This is a genomic window from Acinetobacter sp. ANC_7682 (assembly GCF_056779795.1).
In genome coordinates this window covers 64,044-88,670 of record NZ_JBWYIQ010000012.1, presented here as the reverse complement: position 1 = coordinate 88,670, position 24,627 = coordinate 64,044, and the positions used below count along the sequence as shown (strand labels likewise).

At 37.3% G+C, this 24,627-nt stretch carries 24 protein-coding genes; 22 read left to right on the top strand and 2 right to left on the bottom strand.

From position 1 onward, the window contains the following. Nucleotides 1-1,084 (bottom strand): muconate/chloromuconate family cycloisomerase (locus AC1M9D_RS06770; RefSeq protein ID WP_481611793.1); only part of this gene is annotated, 1,084 nt, incomplete at its 3' end. Nucleotides 1,085-1,198: 114 nt separating this feature from the next. On the opposite strand from AC1M9D_RS06770, the gene AC1M9D_RS06765 reads away from it, so the two are divergent. From AC1M9D_RS06765 to AC1M9D_RS06745, 5 genes are all read left to right on the top strand, one after another. After that, on the top strand, nt 1,199-2,089 hold the full coding sequence (locus AC1M9D_RS06765; RefSeq protein ID WP_035266330.1) for a LysR family transcriptional regulator: 891 nt from the start codon (nt 1,199-1,201) through the stop codon (nt 2,087-2,089). A 168-nt stretch (nt 2,090-2,257) separates the two neighbouring features. Further along, a complete protein-coding gene (locus AC1M9D_RS06760) occupies nt 2,258-3,604 on the top strand; it encodes a spinster family MFS transporter (protein WP_481611792.1) in 1,347 nt (448 codons plus the stop codon). 36 nt (nt 3,605-3,640) lie between these two features. After that, nucleotides 3,641-4,633 carry a helix-turn-helix transcriptional regulator gene (locus AC1M9D_RS06755; RefSeq protein WP_481611791.1) on the top strand — a complete coding sequence of 331 codons (993 nt, stop codon included), beginning with the start codon at nt 3,641-3,643 and terminating at the stop codon, nt 4,631-4,633. A gap of 88 nt (nt 4,634-4,721) precedes the next feature. Next, nucleotides 4,722-5,837 carry an NAD/NADP octopine/nopaline dehydrogenase family protein gene (locus tag AC1M9D_RS06750; RefSeq protein ID WP_481611790.1) on the top strand — a complete coding sequence of 372 codons (1,116 nt, stop codon included), beginning with the start codon at nt 4,722-4,724 and terminating at the stop codon, nt 5,835-5,837. Then, nucleotides 5,828-6,814: a 3-hydroxybutyryl-CoA dehydrogenase gene (locus tag AC1M9D_RS06745; protein WP_481611796.1), complete on the top strand. Its 987-nt coding sequence runs from the start codon at nt 5,828-5,830 to the stop codon at nt 6,812-6,814. The genes AC1M9D_RS06750 and AC1M9D_RS06745 overlap by 10 nt, the downstream gene beginning before the upstream one ends. Before the next feature lie 30 nt (nt 6,815-6,844). Here AC1M9D_RS06745 and AC1M9D_RS06740 read toward each other — a convergent pair whose 3' ends face one another. Then, on the bottom strand, nt 6,845-7,312 hold the full coding sequence (locus AC1M9D_RS06740) for a MarR family winged helix-turn-helix transcriptional regulator (protein ID WP_092767678.1): 468 nt from the start codon (nt 7,310-7,312) through the stop codon (nt 6,845-6,847). Between the two features lie 138 nt (nt 7,313-7,450). Between AC1M9D_RS06740 and AC1M9D_RS06735 the strand changes: the two genes are divergently transcribed. From AC1M9D_RS06735 to AC1M9D_RS06655, 17 genes are all read left to right on the top strand, one after another. Then, entirely contained in the window at nt 7,451-8,584 is a 1,134-nt protein-coding gene (locus tag AC1M9D_RS06735) for an amidase (RefSeq protein ID WP_481590756.1), read from the top strand. Next, nucleotides 8,581-9,738: an acyl-CoA dehydrogenase family protein gene (locus AC1M9D_RS06730; protein WP_481589335.1), complete on the top strand. Its 1,158-nt coding sequence runs from the start codon at nt 8,581-8,583 to the stop codon at nt 9,736-9,738. Before AC1M9D_RS06735 ends, AC1M9D_RS06730 begins: the two co-directional genes overlap by 4 nt. Nucleotides 9,739-9,762: 24 nt before the next feature. Then, on the top strand, nt 9,763-10,122 hold the full coding sequence (locus AC1M9D_RS06725) for a hypothetical protein (protein WP_035266405.1): 360 nt from the start codon (nt 9,763-9,765) through the stop codon (nt 10,120-10,122). Nucleotides 10,123-10,132: 10 nt separating this feature from the next. Further along, nucleotides 10,133-10,669: a nuclear transport factor 2 family protein gene (locus tag AC1M9D_RS06720; protein ID WP_481611789.1), complete on the top strand. Its 537-nt coding sequence runs from the start codon at nt 10,133-10,135 to the stop codon at nt 10,667-10,669. A gap of 30 nt (nt 10,670-10,699) precedes the next feature. After that, complete coding sequence (locus tag AC1M9D_RS06715; protein WP_035266339.1) at nt 10,700-11,977, top strand: aromatic ring-hydroxylating oxygenase subunit alpha; 1,278 nt, start codon at nt 10,700-10,702, stop codon at nt 11,975-11,977. A gap of 10 nt (nt 11,978-11,987) precedes the next feature. Beyond that, nucleotides 11,988-12,473 (top strand): aromatic-ring-hydroxylating dioxygenase subunit beta, encoded by a 486-nt coding sequence (locus AC1M9D_RS06710; protein WP_035266341.1) that lies wholly within the window; start codon nt 11,988-11,990, stop codon nt 12,471-12,473. A gap of 9 nt (nt 12,474-12,482) precedes the next feature. Beyond that, complete coding sequence (locus AC1M9D_RS06705; protein WP_035266343.1) at nt 12,483-13,220, top strand: SDR family NAD(P)-dependent oxidoreductase; 738 nt, start codon at nt 12,483-12,485, stop codon at nt 13,218-13,220. Nucleotides 13,221-13,249: 29 nt separating this feature from the next. Then, on the top strand, nt 13,250-14,203 hold the full coding sequence (locus tag AC1M9D_RS06700) for a PDR/VanB family oxidoreductase (RefSeq protein ID WP_481611788.1): 954 nt from the start codon (nt 13,250-13,252) through the stop codon (nt 14,201-14,203). A 49-nt stretch (nt 14,204-14,252) separates the two neighbouring features. Beyond that, nucleotides 14,253-15,215 (top strand): p-hydroxyphenylacetate 3-hydroxylase reductase component, encoded by a 963-nt coding sequence (locus AC1M9D_RS06695; RefSeq protein ID WP_180028234.1) that lies wholly within the window; start codon nt 14,253-14,255, stop codon nt 15,213-15,215. Between the two features lie 225 nt (nt 15,216-15,440). Then, nucleotides 15,441-16,676, top strand: coding sequence for an OprD family outer membrane porin (locus AC1M9D_RS06690; protein ID WP_481611787.1), 1,236 nt, complete (start codon nt 15,441-15,443; stop codon nt 16,674-16,676). A gap of 35 nt (nt 16,677-16,711) precedes the next feature. Beyond that, the gene (locus AC1M9D_RS06685) at nt 16,712-17,854 is read left to right on the top strand and encodes an ABC transporter substrate-binding protein (RefSeq protein WP_180028233.1); all 1,143 of its coding nucleotides are present in this window, start codon (nt 16,712-16,714) and stop codon (nt 17,852-17,854) included. Between the two features lie 88 nt (nt 17,855-17,942). Beyond that, nucleotides 17,943-18,980 carry a branched-chain amino acid ABC transporter permease gene (locus AC1M9D_RS06680; RefSeq protein ID WP_180028232.1) on the top strand — a complete coding sequence of 346 codons (1,038 nt, stop codon included), beginning with the start codon at nt 17,943-17,945 and terminating at the stop codon, nt 18,978-18,980. After that, nucleotides 18,977-20,779, top strand: a complete 1,803-nt coding sequence (locus tag AC1M9D_RS06675) for a branched-chain amino acid ABC transporter ATP-binding protein/permease (RefSeq protein ID WP_481611786.1) — start codon at nt 18,977-18,979, stop codon at nt 20,777-20,779. Before AC1M9D_RS06680 ends, AC1M9D_RS06675 begins: the two co-directional genes overlap by 4 nt. Then, nucleotides 20,776-21,549, top strand: coding sequence for an ABC transporter ATP-binding protein (locus tag AC1M9D_RS06670; RefSeq protein ID WP_035266352.1), 774 nt, complete (start codon nt 20,776-20,778; stop codon nt 21,547-21,549). Before AC1M9D_RS06675 ends, AC1M9D_RS06670 begins: the two co-directional genes overlap by 4 nt. Nucleotides 21,550-21,587: 38 nt before the next feature. Next, entirely contained in the window at nt 21,588-22,589 is a 1,002-nt protein-coding gene (locus AC1M9D_RS06665) for a ketopantoate reductase family protein (RefSeq protein ID WP_481587678.1), read from the top strand. Next, entirely contained in the window at nt 22,579-23,322 is a 744-nt protein-coding gene (locus AC1M9D_RS06660; RefSeq protein ID WP_228143120.1) for a class II aldolase/adducin family protein, read from the top strand. The genes AC1M9D_RS06665 and AC1M9D_RS06660 overlap by 11 nt, the downstream gene beginning before the upstream one ends. Nucleotides 23,323-23,339: 17 nt before the next feature. After that, on the top strand, nt 23,340-24,326 hold the full coding sequence (locus AC1M9D_RS06655) for a TauD/TfdA family dioxygenase (protein WP_481611785.1): 987 nt from the start codon (nt 23,340-23,342) through the stop codon (nt 24,324-24,326). The last annotated feature ends 301 nt before the right edge of the window (nt 24,327-24,627 follow it).

Here is a 24,627-nt window from a genome sequence, read left to right as displayed (position 1 = left end):
TGTCTAAATCCAACTCAATACCTAAACCATTGCCTTGAGGCAGATGTAATTCGAAATCACGATATTGAAGCGGGGTCTTTAAAATTTCGTCAGTCAACAGCAATGGACCAAATAATTCAGTGCCATATGCCAAATTCTCAAAGGTCGAGAACAAATGTGCAGAAGCGATGGTGCCAACAGAACCTTCAAGCATCGTGCCACCATACAGATCTACACCAGCGAGGTTTGCAATGGTTGCTACATCACGACCTTCGAGTAGGCCACCAGACTGAGCAACTTTTACAGCAAACACAGAAGCAGCATTACGCTTCGCTAAACAATAAGCTGTACTTGGACCCATCAATGACTCATCCGCCATAATGGCAATATCAAAACGACGAGTTAAACGCTCCATGGCATCAATATTGTCAATTGCACATGGCTGTTCAATTAGATCCACACCACCATCTTGCAGAAGCTGAATACCTTTGATCGCTTCTAACTCAGACCAAGCACGGTTCACATCGACACGGATAGAAATATCAGCACCTAACGCTTTTTTGATGGTGAGAACATGCTCAACATCTGCTTCTACAGCACGAGAACCAATTTTTAATTTAAAGAAGTTATGACGCTTAGCTTCGATCATCTTTTTCGCTTCAGCGATATCTTTATCCGTATCACCAGAAGCCAACACCCAAAGTACAGGGACGCTGTCACGCAGACGGCCACCTAACACTTCAGACAGAGGCAAGCCTAAACGTTGAGCTTGAATATCGAGTAAAGCAGTTTGAATGGCACATTTTGCAAAACGGTTGCCATTAATATTCTTCTTCAACACTTGCATAATTTGAGCAACGTTGAGATCAGTAAAAGTTTTGAGTAGTGGAGCAAAATAAGTATCGATATTGGTTTTGATACTTTCAGGGCTTTCTTCACCATAGCCTAAGCCACCGATGGTGGTTGCTTCGCCCCAACCAATGAAACCATCCGAAGTTTCGATTTTAATGAGGACTAAGGTTTGAGTTTGCATCGTTGCGACCGCCATCTTGTGTGGGCGGATCGTCGGGATTTCAACGAGCAAGGTTTCAATATTTTTGTACATGCAGCAATATATTCCATTAATATATGCTAAATACCTTATTTGAAATAAAGTATTGAAAATAGAGGTTAGGTAGTATATTAAAATACTAAAAAAGTATGGATTGAGGAAATTTCAATGGAATTAAGAACATTAAAGTATTTTGCTACGGTGGTCGAAGAAAAAAGTATTACAAAAGCTGCTGAAAAATTATGTATCGCACAACCACCACTTACACGACAAATCAAAAACTTAGAGTCTGAGTTAGGTGTCGTATTGTTTGAAAGAGGCATGAGACCGATCAAAACAACTGAAGTTGGAGAATTTTTTTACCAATATGCTGTACAGATACTGACCTTAACAGCACATGCTAAATCGATGGTAAATCGATATAAAGTGACAGATACTACGGTACGGATTGGGTATGTTGGTTCGCTTTTTTATTGGAAATTACCTGAGATCATTGATTATTTAAGAAAGCATATTGCAAATATAAAAGTTGAATTAGTGGAATGCGGAACCAGGGACCAGGTAGAAGCTTTGAAATTGGGAAAAATTGATATTGGGTTTGGTCGATTAGGAATTAGTGATCCTTCAATAAAAAGAATAGTGATCGAAAGAGAGCAACTTTTTTTAGCAGTGCACAAAGATCATACATTAGTGACCCAAAATGTTAAGGAAGTACATTTATCACAATTGGTCAACGAACATATTTATATATATCCAAATACTCCTAAACCAAACTTCTCAACTTTTGTTCAAGGAATATTCTCTGAACTTGACTTAATTCCCCAAAATCTGATCGAGACGAGAGAAATCCATATGGCATTGGGGATGGTGTCATCTGGTGAGGGGGGGTGTATTATTCCAAAGAGTGCATGCTCTATAGGTATGAAAAATTTGAAATTTATACCAATTCTAGATAATGAGGCTGAAAGTCCAATTACAGTTGCCTATAGAAGTATCGATAATAATGAATACATCAAACAAATATTAGATTATCTAGACGAATTGAAAAGTATGAACTAATTTTTTTAGATTAGATTAATATAAAATATCTATTTATATGTAATATATAATGGAAAAATAAATAGAATAATATTGTTAAAAATGATATTTATTTTATAAATCAGCATAAATTGGCATGGATTTGTCATAGGGATAGCGCTGATCTATAAAATATTTAGGATGATTTCGATGGAAAAAATTTCCGAGTTAAAGAGCAATGATGCAAAAAAAAAGGATATTTATGCTTGGTATGTTGTAATACTTTGCATGGTTGCATATATATTTTCTTTTATCGATCGTCAAATTTTGGCTTTGATGATTGAACCGATAAAAGCAGATTTGAATTTAACAGACACGCAATTTAGTCTACTCCATGGACTAGCTTTTTCTTTATTTTATGCATTCATGGGTCTGCCGCTGGCTTATATCGCAGATCGATTCTCAAGACCAAAATTAATTGCTGCCGGGATTGTATTTTGGAGCATTGCAACAGCTTTATGTGGTTTAAGTAAGAACTTTATCCAGTTGTTTTTGAGCAGAATGGGAGTAGGAATTGGTGAAGCTGCTTTGTCACCTGCAGCCTATTCAATGTTTAGTGATATGTTTGCAAAAGATAAATTGGGTCGAGCTGTCGCTATTTATTCGATTGGTTCTTTTGTTGGTGGGGGAATCGCATTCTTAGTAGGTGGTTTTGTCATTGGATTACTCAAGGACATGTCTCTTATCGCTGTACCCTTATTTGGAATGTTAAAGGCATGGCAAGTGGCGTTTATTTTAGTAGGTTTACCAGGAGTCATTATTGGCATATTAGTGCTTTTAACTGTTAAAGATCCTAAGCGTAAAGGGCAAATGGTCGATGCGCAGGGGAACGTGGTAAAAGTAAAGCTTAGTGATACTTTTAAATTTTTGAAAAAGCATAAAAAAACATTTACATGTCATTATTTGGGATTTACTTTTTATGCCATGGCATTGTTTTGCTTAATTAGCTGGACACCTGCATTTTACATACGACATTACAATATGACAGCTACTGAAGTGGGCTATATGTTGGGTGCCGTGTTACTGATTTCAAATACTTTAGGTGTATTTGCGGCTGGTTGGATGAATGATTATTTTATTCAAAAAGGCAGAAAAGATTCGCCTATGTTTGTGGGTGTGATTGGAATCGTAGGTCTGATTATTCCAATGATTTTGTTTTCACAAGTTAATGAATTATGGCTATCAGTTACATTGTTGGTTGTTGCAATGTTTTTCGCTTCTTTCCCAATGCCGATTTCAACAACAGCAATGCAAATGCTTTCGCCAAATCAATTACGTGCCCAAATCTCATCTATCTTTTTACTCATCAGTAATTTAATTGCTTTAGGTATTGGTACCACATTAGTGGCTTTAATTACGGATCGTATTTTTGAAAATCCTTTAATGGTCGGTTCATCGATATCTATCGTTGGTGCAATATCATGCGTATTGTGCTTTGTATTATTGAAAGTGGGTTGTAAAGCATTCGAAAATAGCTTGCAAGTTGAGTCTAAATAAATCATGTCTGAATAAAATAATGAGGGTACACCTATCATGTATTTATCGAATCTGAAACTTTTAAAGAAATTCAACTTATTGTCTTCAAAAGATTATTTTCAGATTAAAGATGTGATAGGACAATACTTGTGCCCTCATCAATTTGAAGTATGTAATGATGAATCTTTAGAGGTAAAATTAAGTGGGTTTTCATTTGGTCAAGTTGCACTATTTGAATTAAGTTACAACGCTCCAGTTCAAATTAGTTTCGGTGCTGAGTGTCAAAGTTATCTGTTTAGATTTAATTTGGAAGGGGGATGTAAAGTCAAATATGATCATTCAATTTATCAACAACATCCTGGATTACTTACAGTTTCTCATCCTCATTTTGAAAATAGAATTGAACTCCAAGCCAAATGTAGAAATATTATATTAAAAATTGATCATGAGTTGATCAATACTGTTTTATATCGCTTATTGGGATATATACCTCAAAAAAATCTTATTTTCGATAGTGGCATTTCCTATACATCTGAAGAAAGAATTTCAATTTTAGAAACACTGAACTACTTATGCTTTGCATATTCAAATATTGAAAACTGGTGGCAAATTTCTGATAGCTTTAGTTCATATTTGACTGAGTTATTATTGATCAAAATTCCACATAATTTCAGTGAAAGAATCGCAGATAAAAAAAATCAACTCATCCCAAGTTATATCAAAAATGCAGCTCACTTGATTGAGCAACATTATATGGAAGCAATCTCGATTGAGGAAGTTGCTAGGCTTGTAAAAGTCTCGGTAAGAACGCTTCAAAAGGGATTTAATACCTATTTGAACCAAACGCCTCTCAGTTTCATGACATCAATCAAATTGGACCGAGTTCATCAAGAACTTAAACACACTCAGGTTGATCAGCCTATAATTGATATCTTCAATGCTCATGGTGTAAGAAGCTTTGGACACTTTACTCGGCTTTATAAAAAACGTTATGGATGCACGCCTTCAGAAACCGTTAAACAAAACAAATTAATAGAAATAAATTCGTAATTCGAATAGCAGTACCGCTTTTTGACGCGAGCAAAAAGAAGAATCTTTCCTACTATCACAATACACAATAAATATGTAAGGGAAGAAAATGAAAATCACAGTTCTCGGCGGTGGACATGGATGTTATGCATCAGCAGTGGAAATGGCGGAAAAAAATCACGAAGTTAAATTATGGCGAAGAGATCGAGATTCACTAAAAGAATTAGCGAAATATGGTGAGCTTACTGTAAAAGACTTTCGTGGCACTAGAACAGTATCTGTTGGGGATGAACATCAAAAAATCCAACTTGAAACTGATTTATCCAAAGCTATTGAAAACGCTGAATTGATTATTATTCCTTTACCCGCAACAAGCCATGAAGATTTATCGATTGAAATAGCACCCTACTTAACATCTGGTCAAGTCGTATTTTTACCCCCAGGTACTTTTGGAACATACCTATTTGCTCAAGCAATGCTTAAAGTTGGGAATAAGTCTGACGTGGCTTTTGCAGAAACGGGTACGTTGCCATATTTAGTAAGAAAACATAGTCCGAATTCTATCGTGATTAGTGTATATGCGACGAGATTGCCTACTGGGGTCTATCCAGCAAAATTAAAAGATCATGCTATTAGAGTATTAAAGCAAGCTTATGACAGCATCGAGCCTATAGAGGATGCTTTGAGTGGAGCTTTAATGAATGCAGGACCCATTATTCATCCTCCATTAATTATGCTCAATGCTGCACCTTTAGAACATTTTGATGTATGGGATATTCATAATGAAGGTACTCAACCTTCAGTGAGGAGAGTAACGAGCTTATTAGATCAAGAGCGAATGAATATTCGTGAAGCATTGGGATACTCGAAACAGCATTTCCCACTCGCAGATCATTACAATAAAGAGGGTGAAGGAGATGAGTGGATGTATGGTAGGGGGGCACATGGTAAGTTAACGGACAGTGGCGATTGGCGCGAGAAAATAGATTTACATTCCCATAGGTATATGCTCGAAGACACACGATTAGGCCTGTCATTTATTGTATCGGTTGGTAAGTATGTTGGAGTCAAAACGCCGATTGCTGAAGGGCTTCTGAATATCGCATCATCAATTACTGGTAGGGATTTGTATAGTGAAGGTCGCACTCTTGAAAATTTAGGGTTATTTAATTTAACGCAGCAACAATTAAATGACCTGTTGAACTCCGGAGAACAATCTGCATGATTAAAAATATTATTATTGTAGGTGCAGGCAGAATGGGTAATGCGATTGCGATCGCATTCGCATATGCAGGAATTGAGATTGCACTTGTAGACGTAAAAGATCGAAACCCAGCAGAAAAAAATGAATTTCTGCAAAAATGGAATGACAGCCTCGACCAAGAGTTGCATCTCTTAGAACATATCGGGATGTTAGTGAATGATCAATGTAAAGTATTAAAAGAAAGAATTCATTTCTATTTCAAAGATAATCAAACTATTGATTGGAAAAATTGTGAATTAATTATTGAAGGTGTACCTGAAATAATGACTCATAAACAACACTGTTTTCGGTGGTTGGAACCCTTAATTTCTAAAAACTGTATTGTGGCATCAACGACTTCGACCTTTTTGGTCACTGATATAGCAAAATTAATTTCTCATCCAGAACGTATTGTTAATGCACATTGGCTTAATCCTGGATATTTAATGCCTTTAGTTGAGCTAAGCCGATCTGAGCATACTGCTGATATAGCTGTAGAAAAACTAAAAACATTACTTGAGGCAATTGGTAAAGTCCCTGTGATTTGTAATGCAGTTGCTGGATACATTGTTCCAAGAATTCAAGCATTGGCAATGAATGAAGCAGCGAGAATGGTTGAAGAAAACGTAGCAAGTGCTGAGGATATTGATAAAGCGATTCGTACAGGTTTTGGTTTGCGTTTTTCAGTGTTAGGTATGCTAGAGTTTATCGATTGGGGTGGAGGAGATATTTTGTATCATGCTTCTGAGTATTTGAGAGAAGAACTTGGTGAGCGTTACAAAGCCCCTGATATTATCAAAAAAAATATGAGGGAAAATAGAAATGGTATTAGAGAACTATCAGGTTTTTACAAATATGAAAGCATGGATATTTATCAATATAAACTAAATGTCATATCAAAATTCGCTGAAAATTTGCGATTTAATAAGCTTATTCCACAATATGAAATTATGAAATAAGCGTTAGTAGGTAAAAAGATTTTAGTCTTTTTACCTATTTGGCATTAAATTGAATATTTTCTTTAATTGTAAATTTAGTGACTCAAGTTCTTGCTCATCAAAAGAATTTAATATACCAGCTAAAGTAACACGATTGATCTGATTAATTTCATCCACAAGACCATATCCTTTTTCAGTGAGCTTCACCATAGAAATCCTTTCATCATGAGGGGATGAGAAAACTTCAACTATCCCTTCTTCGACTAATCTATAGATTGCTTTAGTTGCAGTTGTTAATTTGATTGTTGCTAAATTAGCTATTTCAGTGATATTCGCTTCACCGAGAGCATTTGTACTCAAAATGATTTTTCTTTTTGTATTATCGAGACCGATTTTTTTTAAAGATTTATCAATCAATTGGGAATACTTACCATTAACTTGAGATATCCAAAAAAATGGGAAATTTTCCAAACTTTTGGGATCGTTATTTGGCAAATAATTTTCAAAATTTTTTAACATGAGCAGCAATTAAACTTAAAAAAATATAATTGATTATACAAGAAAAAAGACAAAGATTATTTTAATTCAAAATAACTTGACAAATACATTAATTTTTCAGATATTGATGTTGAGTATAAAAATACATGGAAAAGTGAATTGAATATTATATCTAGAAGTCTCTCTTTAGGAGATGGAAAAATTAGAGTCGTGGTTAAAGACTCAATTGATATACAAAATGAAGTGACGACACTTGGAACTCAGGCGCGCAGTGGAGCATGCCCTGCATTTTCACATGCTGAAATTATAAAAAATATACTCAGCAGTGATTGCAAAATTATTGGAAAAACTCATCTTCATGAACTTGCATTCGGTATAACTGGAATAAACAAAAACTTCGGAACACCTTTAAATGTTAAATATCCGCAACTTATTCCTGGAGGCTCTTCCAGTGGTTCGGCTGCAGCTATTGCGGCAGATATAGCGGACTTCAGTATTGGTACGGATACAGGTGGCTCAATTCGTATGCCAGCCGCTTGCTGTGGAGTGTATGGATTAAAACCTTCATTTGGTCGTGTAAGTCGTGATGGTGTTTGGCCAAAAGATACCACTTTAGACTGCGTCGGACCATTCGCATCAGATATCAACAATCTGATTCTTGCTATGCAGATCATTGATCCTACATTTAAAGAAATCCAAATCGATCTACAGCAGATTCAATTAGGAATATTACGTGTCGAAGCGGAATCTGAAATTTGGCGTGTCTTAGATGCTGAGTTAACAAAAATTGATTTACCTCAAAAAAATCTATTCATAGACAATATTGATGAGGCATATCAAGCAGGTATGTCGATCATTAATTACGAAACTTGGGGTGCATATCATGATCTTACTCAAACTGGACTTCTAGCCAATGATGTTCATCAGCGTTTATTAAAAGCATCTGAAACCACTCAAAAAGATGTAGAAAATGCTGAATTAATAAGAACTCAATTCACAGAGCAGATCAATGATTTACTCAACAATGTTGATGTTTTGATACTGCCGACACTACCTCAATTTCCACCTAAATTAGACGAAGCTGAAAATACTGTTGCTTTCCTCAATTTAACTAAGCTCGTGCGACCATTCAATCTATCGGGCCATCCAGCGCTCACGATTCCATATGAAACATCAAATGGCTTACCTGTCGGTATGCAATTAATTGCTAAGCATGGTGAAGATGAAAAATTGTGTGCTATTGCACAACACATTGTCGATATTACGAAGCATTCACAAGGAGGTGGCAAATGAGCAATTTAGCCAAAGATCAAACAGAGAGCTTGATTGATCTTGAAGAATTATGTCAAGAGATTAGACAGCGAGCGTGTTCAGGTGAATTTGACGAACAAGCATACGTGAGTCAAGACATTATTCAAAAACTGAAATCAATTGGGGTATATCGTGCTTTAGTTCCTAAACGTTTCGGTGGTGATGAGGTTTCACCGCGTACGTTTTGTGAACTTATTGAAAGGCTCTCTAAAGCAGATGGATCAGTAGGTTGGGTTGCAAGTTTTGGTATGAGCCCAGCTTATCTTGGGAGTTTACCTGAAGAGACACTTTCCGAACTTTATAAAAATGGTCCAGATATCGTTTTTGCTGGTGGAATTTTTCCACCGCAAGCTGCTCAAGTGACCAATGAGGGTTTAGTTGTAAAAGGCCGTTGGAAATTCTCAAGTGGTTGTAAAGGTGCAGATATCGTTGGTGTAGGCATTGCCCCGATCAAAGATAATGAATCTCATGGCTTACCACGTATGGCTGTTTTACCAGCGCATAAAGCACAAATTGAAATGACGTGGGATACAGTAGGTTTAAAAGGCACAGGTAGTCACGATCTCATTGTCGATAATGTACTTGTACCTGAGCATTGGACTTTTGTTCGGGGTGAGCCATCTAAACTCAGCGAACCATTTTTCAAATATCCATCCCTCTCTTTGGCGACTCAAGTCCTCACCGTAGTCGGAATTGGCGTAGCCTCGGCGTCATTGGAAGAATTTAGAAAATTAGCTCCAGGTAAGTCGTCGATTACTGGAGGTGCAGAAATTGCTAATCGACCTATCACTCAGTACGAATTTGCGAAAGCTGAAGCTGAGTTCCTAGCTGCAAGAACATGGTTCTACAACACCATGGATATTGTATGGGAAGAAGTACTCAACGGGCGAAAACCTGAACCACATTTAATTAGTGATATGCGTCTATCTTGTACACATGCGGCAAGAGTCTGTGCAAAGGTCACCCGCAAAATGCAAATGTTAGCTGGCATGACTGCCATTTATACCAACCATCCATTTAGTCGCTTTGTGAATGACACGAATGTCGTGACACAGCATGCATTTATGGGTGATGCAACTTTACAAAATGCTGGTGCGATGAGCTTTGGGCTTAATCCGACACCTGGATATTTATAAATGACCGAAAAGAAGGAAATCGAAATGGAAGCTAAAAAATCATTACGCGTATTGTTCTGTATGGGGATTAACCAAAACTTCTTTGATGCAGAGCCAGCAGAAGCAAAAGCAGTATGGGCAGCATTTGGTGAAATGTGGAATGGTATCCATGATTTACCTGGCGTTCATGTATACGGCAACTTAGATGATGATCAAAGCATGGTAGGTGCAAGTACGGGTTGGCCTTGGACAACCTATTTATTGGCTGATGTACCTGATATTGAAACAGTTCATGCTGCATGTAATTTATTCCGTACGACTGTGGTCGGAGAAGGTCCATATAAACTTTGGAAGTATTGCAAAGTTGAAGCAAGAGTTGGTCGTGAATTAATTATTCAACGATAAGGATATCGATATGGTCGACTCTAATGAACTCAAAAGCATTCTTCAACGTCTTCAACAGTTGGAAGCGCAGAATCAAATTCGTAATTGCCTAAATCGCTATATGGAAATTTGTGATGAACTTAATCAAAACACAAATTTAGAAGCGCTGATGGATTTATTTGATCGTGAGTGTATTTGGGAGGGGGTAGGGAAAAAATACGCCCAGTCATTTGGTCGGCTTGAGTCTTGGCAGGCAGTATATGACATGTTTAAAACATACACGCTGAAGGACTCGCATTTTGTTATGAATGCACATTTTGTGAATTCTGAACAAATTTATATTGAGGGTGATGTGGCTGTTGGTCACTGGTTGATGTTGCAAACATCAACTTTCAAAACGGGTGCAAGCCACTTGAATGCAGCCAAACTGACAATCAGTTTTAAGCAACAAAATAATGGCATTTGGAAAATCAAACACTTCCAAACAGAAAATATTTTCAGTCGACCAGTAACGCATTGGACCAGTGATGATGAGTTACCAGTACCGCAATCAAATTTAGTCGGTTGAGTTGCATAAACAGTTATAAGGGAATACATGATGAATAGTGCAATACCAGTTCAAAATATTGAAATTGATTACAATGAATTAGTTCAAAGTGACCGAGTGCATACCTCTTTATATAAAGATGCACAAATCTTTGAAGATGAAATGGAAAAAATTTTCTACAGCACTTGGGTTTGGGTTGCTCATGCAAGTGAAATTCCAGATGCTGGTAGTTATAAAACGATTAATATTGGTAAACAACCTGTAGTGGCTGTACGAGATCGTAAGAAAAAAGTCCACGTTTTACTCAACCGCTGTCGCCATCGTGCTGCTACAGTTTGTGAGCATAAAAAAGGCAAAACAAATAGCTTTGTATGTCCATATCATGGTTGGAGTTACGCTTTAGATGGTACATTGCGTGGCGTTCCTTCACCTGAAAGTTATGGCGAATGTTTAGATAAATCTGAATTTCCACTGATCAGCCTACGTGTAGAAGAATATAACGGCATGATCTTTGCGACCTTCAAAGACGATATTGAGCCATTAGAAGACTTTTTAGGTGCTGCGAAAAAGTGGATTGATCTATTCATGAAGCAAGGCGCAGGTTATCCAGTCAAAGTATTAGGTGAGCATCGTTTTACATTCCCAGGTAACTGGAAAATTCAGTTGGAAAATACAACTGACGCGTATCATTTCCCATTGGTTCATAAATCATTCTTAAGTTCTGTAGACGAAAAAACTGAAGAGCTTTTCAACTTTGAAAATCAACCAGGCTATGTTGAAGATCTAGGAAATGGTCACAGCGTGATGGTGATGATTCCAGAACTGGTAGATCTTGATGAAGAGTTGATGGAGCGACCAATCCAAGAGCGTTTTGAAGAACTTGCCCAAGCGCTACGTGAAGAAGGTCATGAGGAACTTGAAGTTCGTCGAATTTGCCGTGCTGTCGGTGGTTCGGGCTTTAACTTAAATATTTTCCCTAACATTGCATGTTCTATGGCGTTCTTCCGTGTAATGCAACCATTAGCGGTAGATAAAACTGAAATTCACCACTCAGTGATTACGATGGATGGTGGACCACAAATTGCCAACCAATATCGCCTACGTCTACATGAACATTTCCAAGGTCCTTTCGGTTTTGGTACGCCAGATGATGCGGAAGCTTGGGAGCGTGTACAGCATGGTGCAAATGCGGGCAATGATCTTTGGATCATGTTGAACCGTGGTTTACCAGGAGAAGTCAAAACTGAAGATGGTCTGAAGAGTGACGTGAGTGCTGAAACAGGCATGCGTGGCGCTTACCAACAATGGAAAAAGTTGATGACGGCTTAAGGGGAAGAGCATGAAAATTAATTTAAATCTTTTGAACGAAGTAACAGCATTCATTTGGGCTGAAGCTGACATGTTAGATCATTCAGAGTATCAAGCATGGTTAAGTTTATGGAATGAAAATGGCAAATACATCATTCCAATTGATCCATCATTGACAGATTACGAAAACCATTTGAACTATGCATATGACAATCACCACATGCGTCAATTACGTGTAGAGCGTTTAGAAAATGGTGAAGCAATCTCGACAGCTCCTAAGGCCAATACTGTTCGAAGCTTGTCACGTGTGCGAATTATTGAAGAAACTGATCACAAGATAATTTTACGCTGTGCACAAAATTTAAGAGAGTTCCGAAAAGAGAATTTGCGTCATTACACTGCTGATGTGATTTATGAGCTAGTACGTCAAGAGAATGGCGAACTCAAAATAGACCGTAAAATTATCAATCTAGTCAATTCGACAGATACCTTAGCTGGTATCAGTTACATTCTATAGGAGGTGACCATGTCACATGTTGTTTTGGTTACTGGTGCTGCCTCTGGTTTAGGTAATGTGATTGCTGAATATTTTGCTAAACAAGGGCATCAAGTTATTTTAACTGCAAGTACCTTAGAAAAAGCGGAAAGCGCTAAAGCTGCGAGTCAGTATCCATCGCAGATGTATCCCTTAAAACTGGATATATCAGTAGAGCAGGACTTTAGAGATGCAGTGAGTTGGATTGAAACTCATTTCAACAAGTTGGATGTTTTAATCAATAACGCCACAGTAACTAAAGCAACTCCTGTCCTTGAAATCACTGCGAGTGATTTTGATTGGGTGACACAAGTCAACCAACGAGGAACCTTTCAGTCATGCCAAATTATTGGTCAATATATGGCATCTAAAGGCTTTGGTCGAATTATCAACATGGCTTCATTGGCTGGTCAGAATGGTGGTACTGCAACGGGAGCGCATTATGCAGCTTCAAAAGGGGCAATCGTAACTTTGACTAAAATTTTTGCAAAAGAATTTGCCGCTAAAGGTGTGACTGTAAATGCCGTAGCACCAGGACCAATGGAGTCTCCAATAGTACACAGCGTTGTTTCAGATGAAAAAATGGAAGCGTTTATCAATAACATTCCTGTCAAGGCTTTAGGCAGTATGAGTTTTATCGCTGAAACTTGTGCTTTGTTAGCATCCCCACAAGCAGCTTTTGTGACAGGAGCAACATGGGATATTAACGGAGGACTATTTATGCGCTAAGCATTGGCTTAGTCATAAAGGGGAAAACTATGAACGAAAAATACTCCGTAATAGTAAATAAAAGATCAGTAGAAGCGGAAAATGTTGTTGTCTTAGATTTAATTTCAGCAACTGAGTCTCCATTACCTGAAATCGAAGCTGGATCACATATCGATCTATTCCTGCCTAATGGGTTAATCCGTCAGTATTCTCTATGTCAAGATCCTAGTTTAAAAGGTGTTTTTCGACTAGGGATCTTAAAAGACGAAGCATCAAGAGGGGGGTCACTGTCGGCGTTTAATGACATCTTTGAAGGGATGAAACTACAAGTCAGCCATCCTAAAAATTTGTTCCCATTGTTAGATGGATCTCACAGCATTTTAGTTGGTGGTGGTATTGGGATTACACCGTTAATTACCATGGCTTATGATTTATTAAATAACGATAAGTCATTTGAATTGCATTATTGTGCAGCTTCCAAACAAACCGCTGCATTTGTAGATGAAATCAAGCAAGGTCCCTTAGCGAGTTATACAACTTTCCATTTTAAAGATGATGGTGCAAATCATCGTGAATTTTTTGATCACGCAATGAAAGATATTGCCAAAGATTCACATTTATATACCTGTGGTCCTAATGGATTTATGGATTGGATTATTAATCTTGCTGAGTCTAAGGGTTTTAGTTCCGATCAATTACATAAAGAATATTTTCAGGTAGATATTGATTTAGGTGGTGCTAGTTTTGAAGTTGTTGCACAACAAAGTGGTAAAACGATTCAAGTAGCTCCAGAGGAAACTATTCTGCAAGCTTTAGCGCGAGAAGGGATTAAAGTCGAGTTATCGTGCGAACAGGGCGTTTGTGGAACGTGTATGTGTGATGTGCTTGAAGGCGAACCCGATCATCGAGACGTCTACTTTACTGACGAAGAAAAAGAAAGTAATGAACAGATTTTAGTGTGTTGTTCTCGATCAAAAACACCGAGATTAGTTTTAGATATTTAATAGTTGAATTGCCATCATGGAAGGTCATTTTGGGATTCAGGAGAAGGGAATGAATAGTTATCAAAAATCGGAAGAACAAGCTATTGATCCGATGAAATTCCGCAGAGCACTCGGTAATTTTGCAACTGGGGTTACCATTATTACAGCGCAAAATGCGCAAGGTGAAAAAGTGGGTGTAACTGCCAATAGTTTTAACTCAGTTTCATTAGACCCACCTTTAATCTTGTGGAGTATTGATAAAAAATCGACCAGTTTTGAAGTTTTTAAAAACTCTAGTCATTTTGCAGTCAATATTTTATCTGGATCTCAAATCGAGGTATCGAATAAATTTGCTAAACGCAATATTGATAAATTCGAAGGAGCAAACTACCGTTTGGGTGTAGGTAATGCTCCAGTTCTGGAAAATTGCTCTGCTGTTTTTGAATGTGAATTATTTCAAATTGTAGAAGGCGGGGATCACTGGATTATTATTGGAAAGGTCGTTAATTTTCAAGATGAAGGTCGTAGTCCATTAGTATATCACCAGGGTGCGTACTCAGCAGTAACACCACACCCAATGTTAAGAATTAAAGATTCAAATCCAGTCCAAACTGATGATTTGGGTCAACTATATCAAGGTAACTTATATAATAATGTTGCCTATCTCATGAGTCGAGCATTCAAGTTTTATCAAAATGATTACATCCCAAAGCAATTAGTCACAGGTTTTAGAACGAGTGAAGCTCGAATGCTTTTAGTGCTAGGCAGTGGTGCAAGTTCATGCAAAGATGATTTACCACGTGATATAGCAATGCCTATGCGAGAAATAGAAAGAGCAGCGGAAATCCTTAAGAAGGATGAGCTACTAGTCGAAACAGAAGAATTCTACCAATTAACGGATAAAGGTAAAAAAACCGCACATTATTTATTTGATATAGCTGATGAGCATCAAAATGAAGTATTTGCAAAATACAGTGACCAAGAAAAGAATACCTTTATCACCATTCTAAAAGATATTGCGGGTATTCATTAAATCAAATTGGGCTAAATGTTAGATCATTTGGCCTTTTTTCAATCTATGAAGATTTAAAAGGGATTTAATTATTAATTAAGGTATATAAATATACTTAAAAGAAAATTGAATTTTCTATGGAATTGGAAAAGAATTGGGTTGAATATATGAAATTTCATATAGCTGAATAGAAAAAATTAAACAGGGTTGAGTGAGAAAATCAGTAAAAAACTAAGGGGAAGTTGAGTGAAAAAGTTACCTACATTTGCAATACTAGCAATTTGCTGTAATACAGCAGTTTATGCGGACTTGGTAAAAGATAGTCAAACGACAATAAATTTAAGAAATTTCTTTATTGATCGAAATAACACAACACAGCCTGATGTTGGTAGTTGGTCACAAGCATTAGGTCTAAAGTTTAGTTCAGGTTATACCAATACACCCGTTCAGGTGGGTTTTGACGTGACTTCAAGTTACGCACTAAGATTATCAAATCATAATGCTGAAAGGTCTGATTCGATCTTACCATTTGATCCCATAAAAAATGAGCAAGAACGTAGTTATAATAAATTTGGTGCAACCTTAAAGCTGAAATACAAAGATTCTGAGCTATTAGTTGGGGAACTTTCGCCAAGAACACCTGTTGCATTTATTGATGATTCACGTCAGTTGGTGACAACATATGCTGGTGCGGCATTTGAAACGAAATCGATTCAAAATTTAAAATTTTCAGCTGGAAGAATCACTCATATAAACGCGCGTAATGATGATGAGTTTGAAAAACTAAGCTTGTTTGCACCAGGTAAAGCAAGAATAGAAAGTAATGGTTTAAGTTATGTTGGTTTAGACTATAATTTTAGCCCTAAAATTTCAGGCTCTTACTGGTTTGGTCAGCTGGAAGATATTTATAACCAACATTATTTAAATGCAGCATATAACACTCAAATTGGCGACTCTAAAATCAAATTAGATGCACGTTATTTCCATAACAGTGAAGCTGGTGACAAATACTATGGAAACATAGATAGCAAAACATTTGGCGTTCAGGCCAACATTCAAAATGGCTCACATAGTTTTGCTGCAGGTGTTCAAAAAAATTCCGGGGATACCAATTTTCCAACATTTGATGGATTCGCTCCTCAACCTTTCCTACATACTTGGTCAACTTTAGGTTTCATCAAACCTGAAGAACTTACTTATCATGCACTTTATTCTTATGACTTTAAAAATGTTGGTTTGCCGGGTTTAAGAACGACTTTGCGTTATTTATATGGTACGAACATAGAGCGTAATGGCCTACCAGATAATAAAGAAACTGAAGCTAATTTCATTGTCGGCTATACCGTTCCAGAAGGGTCTTTTAAAGGGTTGGGTATAGAATGGAGGTATATCGACACGACTACTAAATATGGTGCAGGAACAACCAATGGTAATGATTTTGTTGAAAATCGAATCATTACTACATATAGCTATAAATTCTAATTACATAAACAGTTAATGGACAAACTGGAGATTATATGATGTTTAAAAAATTATTATTATCAACAAGCTTAATCGCAATTGCCACTTATGCTCAAGCTGATATCACGATTGGAGTTGTGACATCATCATCCGGACCTGTAGCAATGGTAGGTATACCACAAAAAAATACAGTTGCTTTATTACCTAAAAAAATTGGTAATGAAAATGTTCGATATATTTCTCTTGATGATGCGAGTGATCCTACAGCATCTGTCAAAGCTGTCGAGAAACTAATTAAAGAAAACAAAGTTGATGCAATTATTGGTCCTTCTGGTTCACCAAATGCTTCTGCAGTGATAGGGACAATTGCTAAAGCGAAAGTACCTCTTCTTGCACCTGTTGGTACTTCTACGATAGTCATGCCAATGACGGATCAAAAAAAATGGGTGTTTAAGACCACTCAGAATGATGAAATCATCGCAGAAGCGCTTGTGCAAGATATGGTGAAGCGAAAAATTACAACTCTAGGATTTATCGGTACTGCTGATCCGTATGGAGAAAACTGGGGAAAAGTCTTAGCGAATTTAGCAAAGAAAAATGGGATTAAAATCGTTGCTCAAGAATCATTTCAACGTCAAGATACCTCTCTAACTGGTCAAGCGTTAAAACTCATAAGTAAAAAACCACAGGCAATTCTAGTTGCAGCACCAGGCAGTTCAGCAGTGCCTCCACAAACTGCTTTATATGATCGAGGCTATCGAGGGCAAATTTATCAAACGCATGGTGCGGCTTTAGATCAATATTTAAAAATGGGTGGCAAGAAAGTAGAAAATACGATTTTAGCTGCCAGTTTAATGCTTGTTTTAAATGAAGTATCTAATACACATCCTTCTAAGAAAATTGCTACTAAATATATCAATGATTATAAAGCAAAATATAAACAAACACCTGCAACTTTCGGGGCAAATGTGTATGACGCAGGTATTTTGCTTGAAAAAGCTGTACCGACTGCTTTGAAAAAAGCAAAGCCTGGCACCGTGCAATTCCGTGAAGCTCTACGTGATGCATTGGAATCTACAAAAGAAGTCGCAGGAACTCAAGGCGTGTATAACATGAGCCCATCTGATCATAGTGGATTTGACAAGCGTGGGCGTGAAATGATCATTGTTAAAAATGGTCAGTGGAAACTACTGAAGTAAATTTAGCTTTTCATCATAAATAAACTCAGAGCGATATGCATATATCGCTCTAGGTAAATTCATCCTCAAAAAAGGGTAGGAAGATGTTATGGATTTAAATATCGCGTTAATTTTGGGGCAGGATGGTATTACCAGTGGTGCTATTTATGCATTATTAGCGCTATGTATCATTTTAGTTTTTACTGTCACTCGGATATTACTTATTCCATTGGGTGAATTTGCTGTATTTGGTGCATTGACCTTGGCATCCATTCAAGCAGGTATTCCAAGCTTAATAGTTTGGCTGGTAGTTGCGTTTTTTATTGTCAATACAAGTCTGGATTTATACGCTAAATTTTTTAAAAATCAAATATTTAATATCAAAATTTTTATTGCGTCATTGATTTATATTTCTTTGATCGTTATCGCGATGTACACACTACCTTTAGCGACGCTTCCAATGCCAATTCAAGTTTTATTGACTTTGGCTGTGATTACACCGCTTGGTCCTCAAATGTATCGCACTTTTTTTCAACCTTTAGTCGCAGCCAAACCTTTAGTTTTATTGATCGTGTCGATAGCGGTTCATGTGGCATTAGTCGGTTTAGGACTCGTGATATTCGGTCCAAATGGTGCTCAAACACAACCATTTAGTGATAAAAGCTTTGAAATTGGGACTCTTGTTTTAAGCAGTCAAACTTTGATCATTATCGTTTCATTCTTTGTGATGATTTTAGTGCTTTGGTATTTCTTTGAAAAAACACTCTATGGCAAGGCATTGCATGCAACCGCTGTCAATCGAATCGGTGCACAGCTCATGGGTATTTCTCCAATCTTTGCGGGCAAACTGACTTTTGTTTTAGCTACATTTATCGGAACCTTATCAGGCATTTTAATTGCACCGATCACAACCCTGTATTACGACTCAGGATTTATTTTAAGTCTGAAGGGATTTGTAGGGGCAATCATTGGAGGACTAATCAGCTTCCCAGTCGCAGCAATTGGTGCCGTGATTGTTGGTGTTATTGAGTCTTTCTCCATGTTTTGGGCAAGTGATTACAAAGAAATCATCGTCTTTACATTAATTATTCCTTTCTTACTTTGGAAATCACTCACAACTCGTCATGTTGAGGAGGATGAAGAATGAAATCAAAAACTTATTTCTTTATATTTGCGCTAATTGTATTCATCAGCCCATTTTTTTTACCGACCTATCAAGTCACTTTATTGAACTATATTGGTCTAAATGCATTAGTCGTGTTAGGTCTTGTATTGGTGACAGGCGTTGGAGGCATGACTACATTTGGTCAAGCAGCCTTAGTTGGAATTGGCGCATACGCAACAGCTTACTTAACTGTGACTGAGCAATTACCAAGTTTCCTCGCATGGACAGGTGGTAATCCTTGGTTTGGACTTCTGCTCGGAATAGTCATTACAGTCGCATCTGCGATTTTGGTGGGTGGCTTAACACTAAAACTTTCAGGGCATTATCTGCCTTTAGGTACGATCGCTTGGGGCATTTCACTTTATTATTTCTTTTCGACCATTGAAACTTTAGGTGGGCATTCTGGAATTTCGAATATTCCCTCTATCTCTATCGCAGGATTTGCCTTTGATAATGGCAATAAAATGTTCTACCTCATTTGGCTCATTGTATTTATTGCCATTATTTTGACAAAAAATCTTTTAAATTCTCGAGAGGGTCGAGCAATCCGCGCTTTGAAAGGCGGACAAGTAATGGCTGAGTCTATGGGAGTAAATACGTTTAGAGCAAAAATGATCATCTTTGTGATTGCTGCAATTTTTGCATCAATTTCAGGGTGGCTTTATGCACACACGCAAACTTTTATTAACCCGACACCTTTTGGACTCCAAATGGGTATCGACTACTTGTTTATGGCGTTGTTAGGCGGTGTCGGTAGTATTTGGGGTGCAATATTAGGTGCAGGCATATTCACCATGGTACGCCAATGGTTGCAAGATGCTTTGCCTATTATTTTTGGCGGACAAGGTCATTATGAAACAATCGTATTTGGATTAATCATTGTTGTATTGATGCAAAAAGCACCATCAGGGATTTGGTCATTTATTACTAAGTTGATCCCAAATAAATATAAGCCTGTAGATTTATATCCTTCAATCCACCCCATTCTTCAAATGGACAAAGTAGAAAATCAAATCAACAAGGGTGAATTGATATTAGATGCGAAGAACATCACGAAAAAATTTGGGGGCTTAGTTGCGAACAATGAAATGAATCTGAAAATTCACGCTGGAGAGGTTCTCGCTTTAATTGGTCCGAATGGTGCTGGTAAAAGTACCATGTTCAATCAAATATCAGGTGTAGATGTTCCAACAAGTGGTGAAGTTTTATTTAAAGGTAAAAAAATAAATGGCATACCATCCAGAGAAATTGCCAAATTAGGATTAAGTCGCACATTCCAACACGTAAAAATATTACCTGAAATGACAGTATTAGAAAATACAGCTATAGGTGCACATTTGCGCGGAGAAAAAAGTGTCATCTCATCCATGTTACTTCTTGATCGAGTTGAAGAAAATGAACTTCTCAATGAGGCTAAATATCAACTAGAACGTGTAGGGCTGGGAGAATATTTGTATGTCGAAGCTGGCAGTTTAGCACTCGGGCAGCAACGTATTTTAGAAATTGCACGTGCTTTATGTGCGAACCCAAGCTTATTACTACTTGATGAGCCCGCAGCAGGATTAAGATTTAAAGAGAAACAAGCCTTAGCTGAACTTCTATCTAAATTACGTGCTGAAGGTATGGCAATTCTCTTGGTCGAGCATGATATGGACTTTGTCATGAATCTCGCAGACCGAATTGTGGTCATGGAGTTCGGTCAAAAAATTGCTGAAGGATTACCAGAAGAAATTCAAAAAAATGAAGCTGTATTGGAAGCTTATTTAGGAGGTGCTGCATGATCACAATGCTTGGAAATCAAGAGGGCACGCCTCTGCTAGAAGTAAATAATTTGAGTGTTGCTTACGGAAAAGTAGAAGCGCTTTCAAATTTTAATATGCGTGTTAATCAAGGCCAAATTGTTTCTGTTGTTGGTCCAAATGGTGCGGGTAAAACAACTTTATTGTCTGCAATTATGGGGGTGCTGGGTTCTAAAGGAAACGTCGATTTCGATGGGCATGTGGAGCAATGTCCACAGGTTGAGCAAATGGTGATTCGTGGGCTCGGATTAGTGCCTGAAAAACGGGAGTTATTTGGAACAATGTCTATTGAAGACAATCTTATGCTTGGCGCTTTTCAACGCTATCGCCAAAGAGACAAAGAAATTTTCAGCACTTTAGATGAAGTGTATGACATTTTTCCTCGTTTGAAAGAAAGACGATCTCAGCAAGCAGGAACACTTTCTGGTGGTGAACGACAAATGCTTGCAGTGGGTCGTGCACTCATGGCTAAACCTAAATTGTTGATGCTTGATGAGCCGAGTTTGGGATTAGCACCACTCATCACTCGAGAAATTTTTAAGGTGATTGACCAATTAAGAGGACATGGCGTGTCTATCTTGTTAGTTGAGCAGAATGCCAGAGCTGCTTTAAAACTTGCAGATTATGCTTATGTCCTTGAAATGGGAGAACTATCAATGGAAGGAAGGGGCTCTGATTTAGTTGAAGATCCAAGAATCATCGAAAGTTACTTAGGAATTAATAGTAAGCATCAAGACGTATTAGCTATATAGAACATAACAAATCATACGATTTTCAGGGATTTGAATGGATGTCAAAAAAAATTTTGGTATATGGTGCTGGAGCCATAGGCTGTGTAGTTGCTGCTAGATTAACGCTAGCAGGACACCAAGTCACTGTTCTAGCGCGAGGGGAAAAAGTCGAAACGCTAAAGCAAAAAGGGATTCATTTAAAAGATGTACTGGGTGAATTTCAAGTACATCCATCTCGAATTGTGGATACTGAAGAATGCATTGAAAAACAGGATTTTATATTTATAGCAACCAAGTTTAACGCTTTATACGAAATCTCAACTCAGCTGAAGCGTTATATGCATAACGCGACAGTCATCGTGCCGTTAATGAATGGCATACCCTTTTGGTATTTTTACGGTTTAGAGAATAACTCTGAACATTCAAGCATAAATTGTTTAGATCAACAGGGCGTTTTAAATGACCATTTTCCATTGGAACATTTAATTGGCGCTGTCGTATTTATTACAGCGCAAAGTGTCAATGGAAATGAGGTCAAATCAGACAATCCATATTTGTTGATCTTTGGTGAGCCAAGTCATCAAATGACTGAACGATTACATGCGCTTGTTGAATTGTTTGAAAATACAAGTATCGAAGCACGACCCGTAGAGAACATCCGAGATCAAATTTGGACCAAGGTTATGGCTAACTTGAGCTCCAATCCATTATCGGTTGTGGCTGATGCTCCGCTAAGTAAAATTTATTCTGATCACAATTTAACTCGAATTACGCAACAAATTTTATATGAAGTTCGAGCTGTTGCGGCTTGCTATGGCGCTCGTATCAATATCGACCCAAACACATTTTTAAAATTGGGTTCAGAGATGGGGGAAACATATACATCAATGTGGCATGACTACAAAAATCATCGCCCTTTAGAGTTAGCACCCATTGCAGAAGCTGTATTTGAATTGGCAGATGCTTATGAATGTCCGATGCCGACATCCAAACTTATATATGAATTAACGGTCTATTTAAGCGAACAAGCCAGAACAAGGAATAATGAAGATGAAAAATAATGTATTGAATGTGTCTGAAGCTGAATGGGCGCTCAGAGTTAAATTAGCGAATTGTTATCACCTTATTGATTATTTTGGTTGGACGGAAACAATTTTTAATCATGTCTCAGCGCGCTTACCAGGAGCTGAACACTATTATTTAGTAAATCCTTTCGGCTTGAACTATACGGAAATCACACCCGAAAATTTATTAAAAGTTGATTTAAACGGTAATAAAGTGATTCATTCTGAATATGATGCCAATCCTGCAGGATTTGCTTTACATAGTGCTGTTCATGGTGCTCGTGATGATATTCGATGTTTAATACATACACATACCACACCAATCAGTGCCATTGCACAAAAGAAAGATGGCTTTAAAAATGACAATTTTTATGGTGCGCAGTTATATGGTCGGGTAGGCTATCATGCCTTTGAAGGCATTACCCTATTCGAAGAAGAAAAACAAAGAATGATCAAAAGTTTAGGTGATCATCACATTCTGGTACTTAGAAATCATGGTGTAGCTGTGGGAGAGAGTACGATTGAAAAAGCTTTTTTCCTACTCTGGACAGTTCAACGAGCCGCAGAAATACAATGCCAAGCGGATTCAATGCGTGGTGACGATGTTGAATTAGATCATATCGTAAAACAGAAGTGTGCAGACTTAACTCAAATGTTAATTCAAGAAAGTGCTTTCGCAGATAAGTTTTTTAATGCGATGGTTCGAAAAATGCAGGAAAACAAACACTAGTTCAGGGATAGATTGAGATGAATACGATATTAAAAGAAAAAATCAGTCATAAGTCGGCATGGGTGGGCAAAGACCTAAAAAATCAGACAGATTGGATTTATTATTTAAGCGAAGAAATGCTTCATGAATTAAGCCAAAATTTGCAATTTATAGAACAACAAGATCTAGAAATTGATCAATTGAATAACACGCATTTAACGATTAATAATTCACAAGTTTTATCTGAATTTAAAAAATATGCCGATGAGCTTGAGAATGGATATGGTTTCTTTCTATTAAAAGGTTTAGATGTCTCTAAATTTAGTGAACGCCAATTGGCGATTATTTACTATTTAATTGGCATGTATATGGGTCAACCCGTTACCCAAAATCCTAAAGGCGATTTATTGGGTAAAGTAGAAAACGTTGGTGATCTTAACAACAAATCAACGCGAGTTTATGAAACAAACGCATATCTCCCTTACCACACTGACTTATCTGACGTAGTTGGATTGCTATCAATTAGAAAAGCAATGAGTGGAGGATTAAGTAGTCTCGTCAGTGCTGCCACAGTCTACAATAGAATTTTAGAAAATTATCCTGAATATCTAGGTTATTATTATCATCCGACTTATTGTGATCATCTTGGTGACTCAGAACCAACACTCACGCCTATATTTAGCTTTTATGACAATAAATTAAGTTGTCGATACTTAAGAGCATATATTGAACTAGGACATGAGCGAAAAGGAATCCCTTTATCCAGAGTTCAAGTCGATGCGCTTGATATTTTCGATCAATACATACAAGATCCTGATCTCAGACTAGATATGATGCTTGAACCGGGTGATATGCAGTTCTGTAATAACTATTGTGTAATGCATTCACGATCATCATTTATAGATGATGAAGACATCTCAAAGCGAAGAAAATTATTAAGATTATGGTTAAAAATGCCTAATGCCCGATCTTTAGCCAAGGATTTCCCAGGTAGAAATGGTATTCAAAAAGTAAATCTTTCTTAAAAAATGCTCAATATTTGACTACAACCTGACTCGGACTTTTAAGGCCGAGTCATTTTTTTGCGATTACTCAAAAGTTATAAGACTGAATCTGATTTTGAGATGAGTATAAATAATAATTACGCACTCATCTGATTGATCACCTAAACAATATTCTTTTTTTGTTAACGCTCTATATGGTTCGGCATTATATCGTCTAACAATATTCACACTTTGAATGAGTTAAGTTAAATCAGCTTCTGGAAGTGAGTTTTCCTTATTCAGCAGTCCTGAACACATTTTAGTCAATTCGAGAGTAATTTCT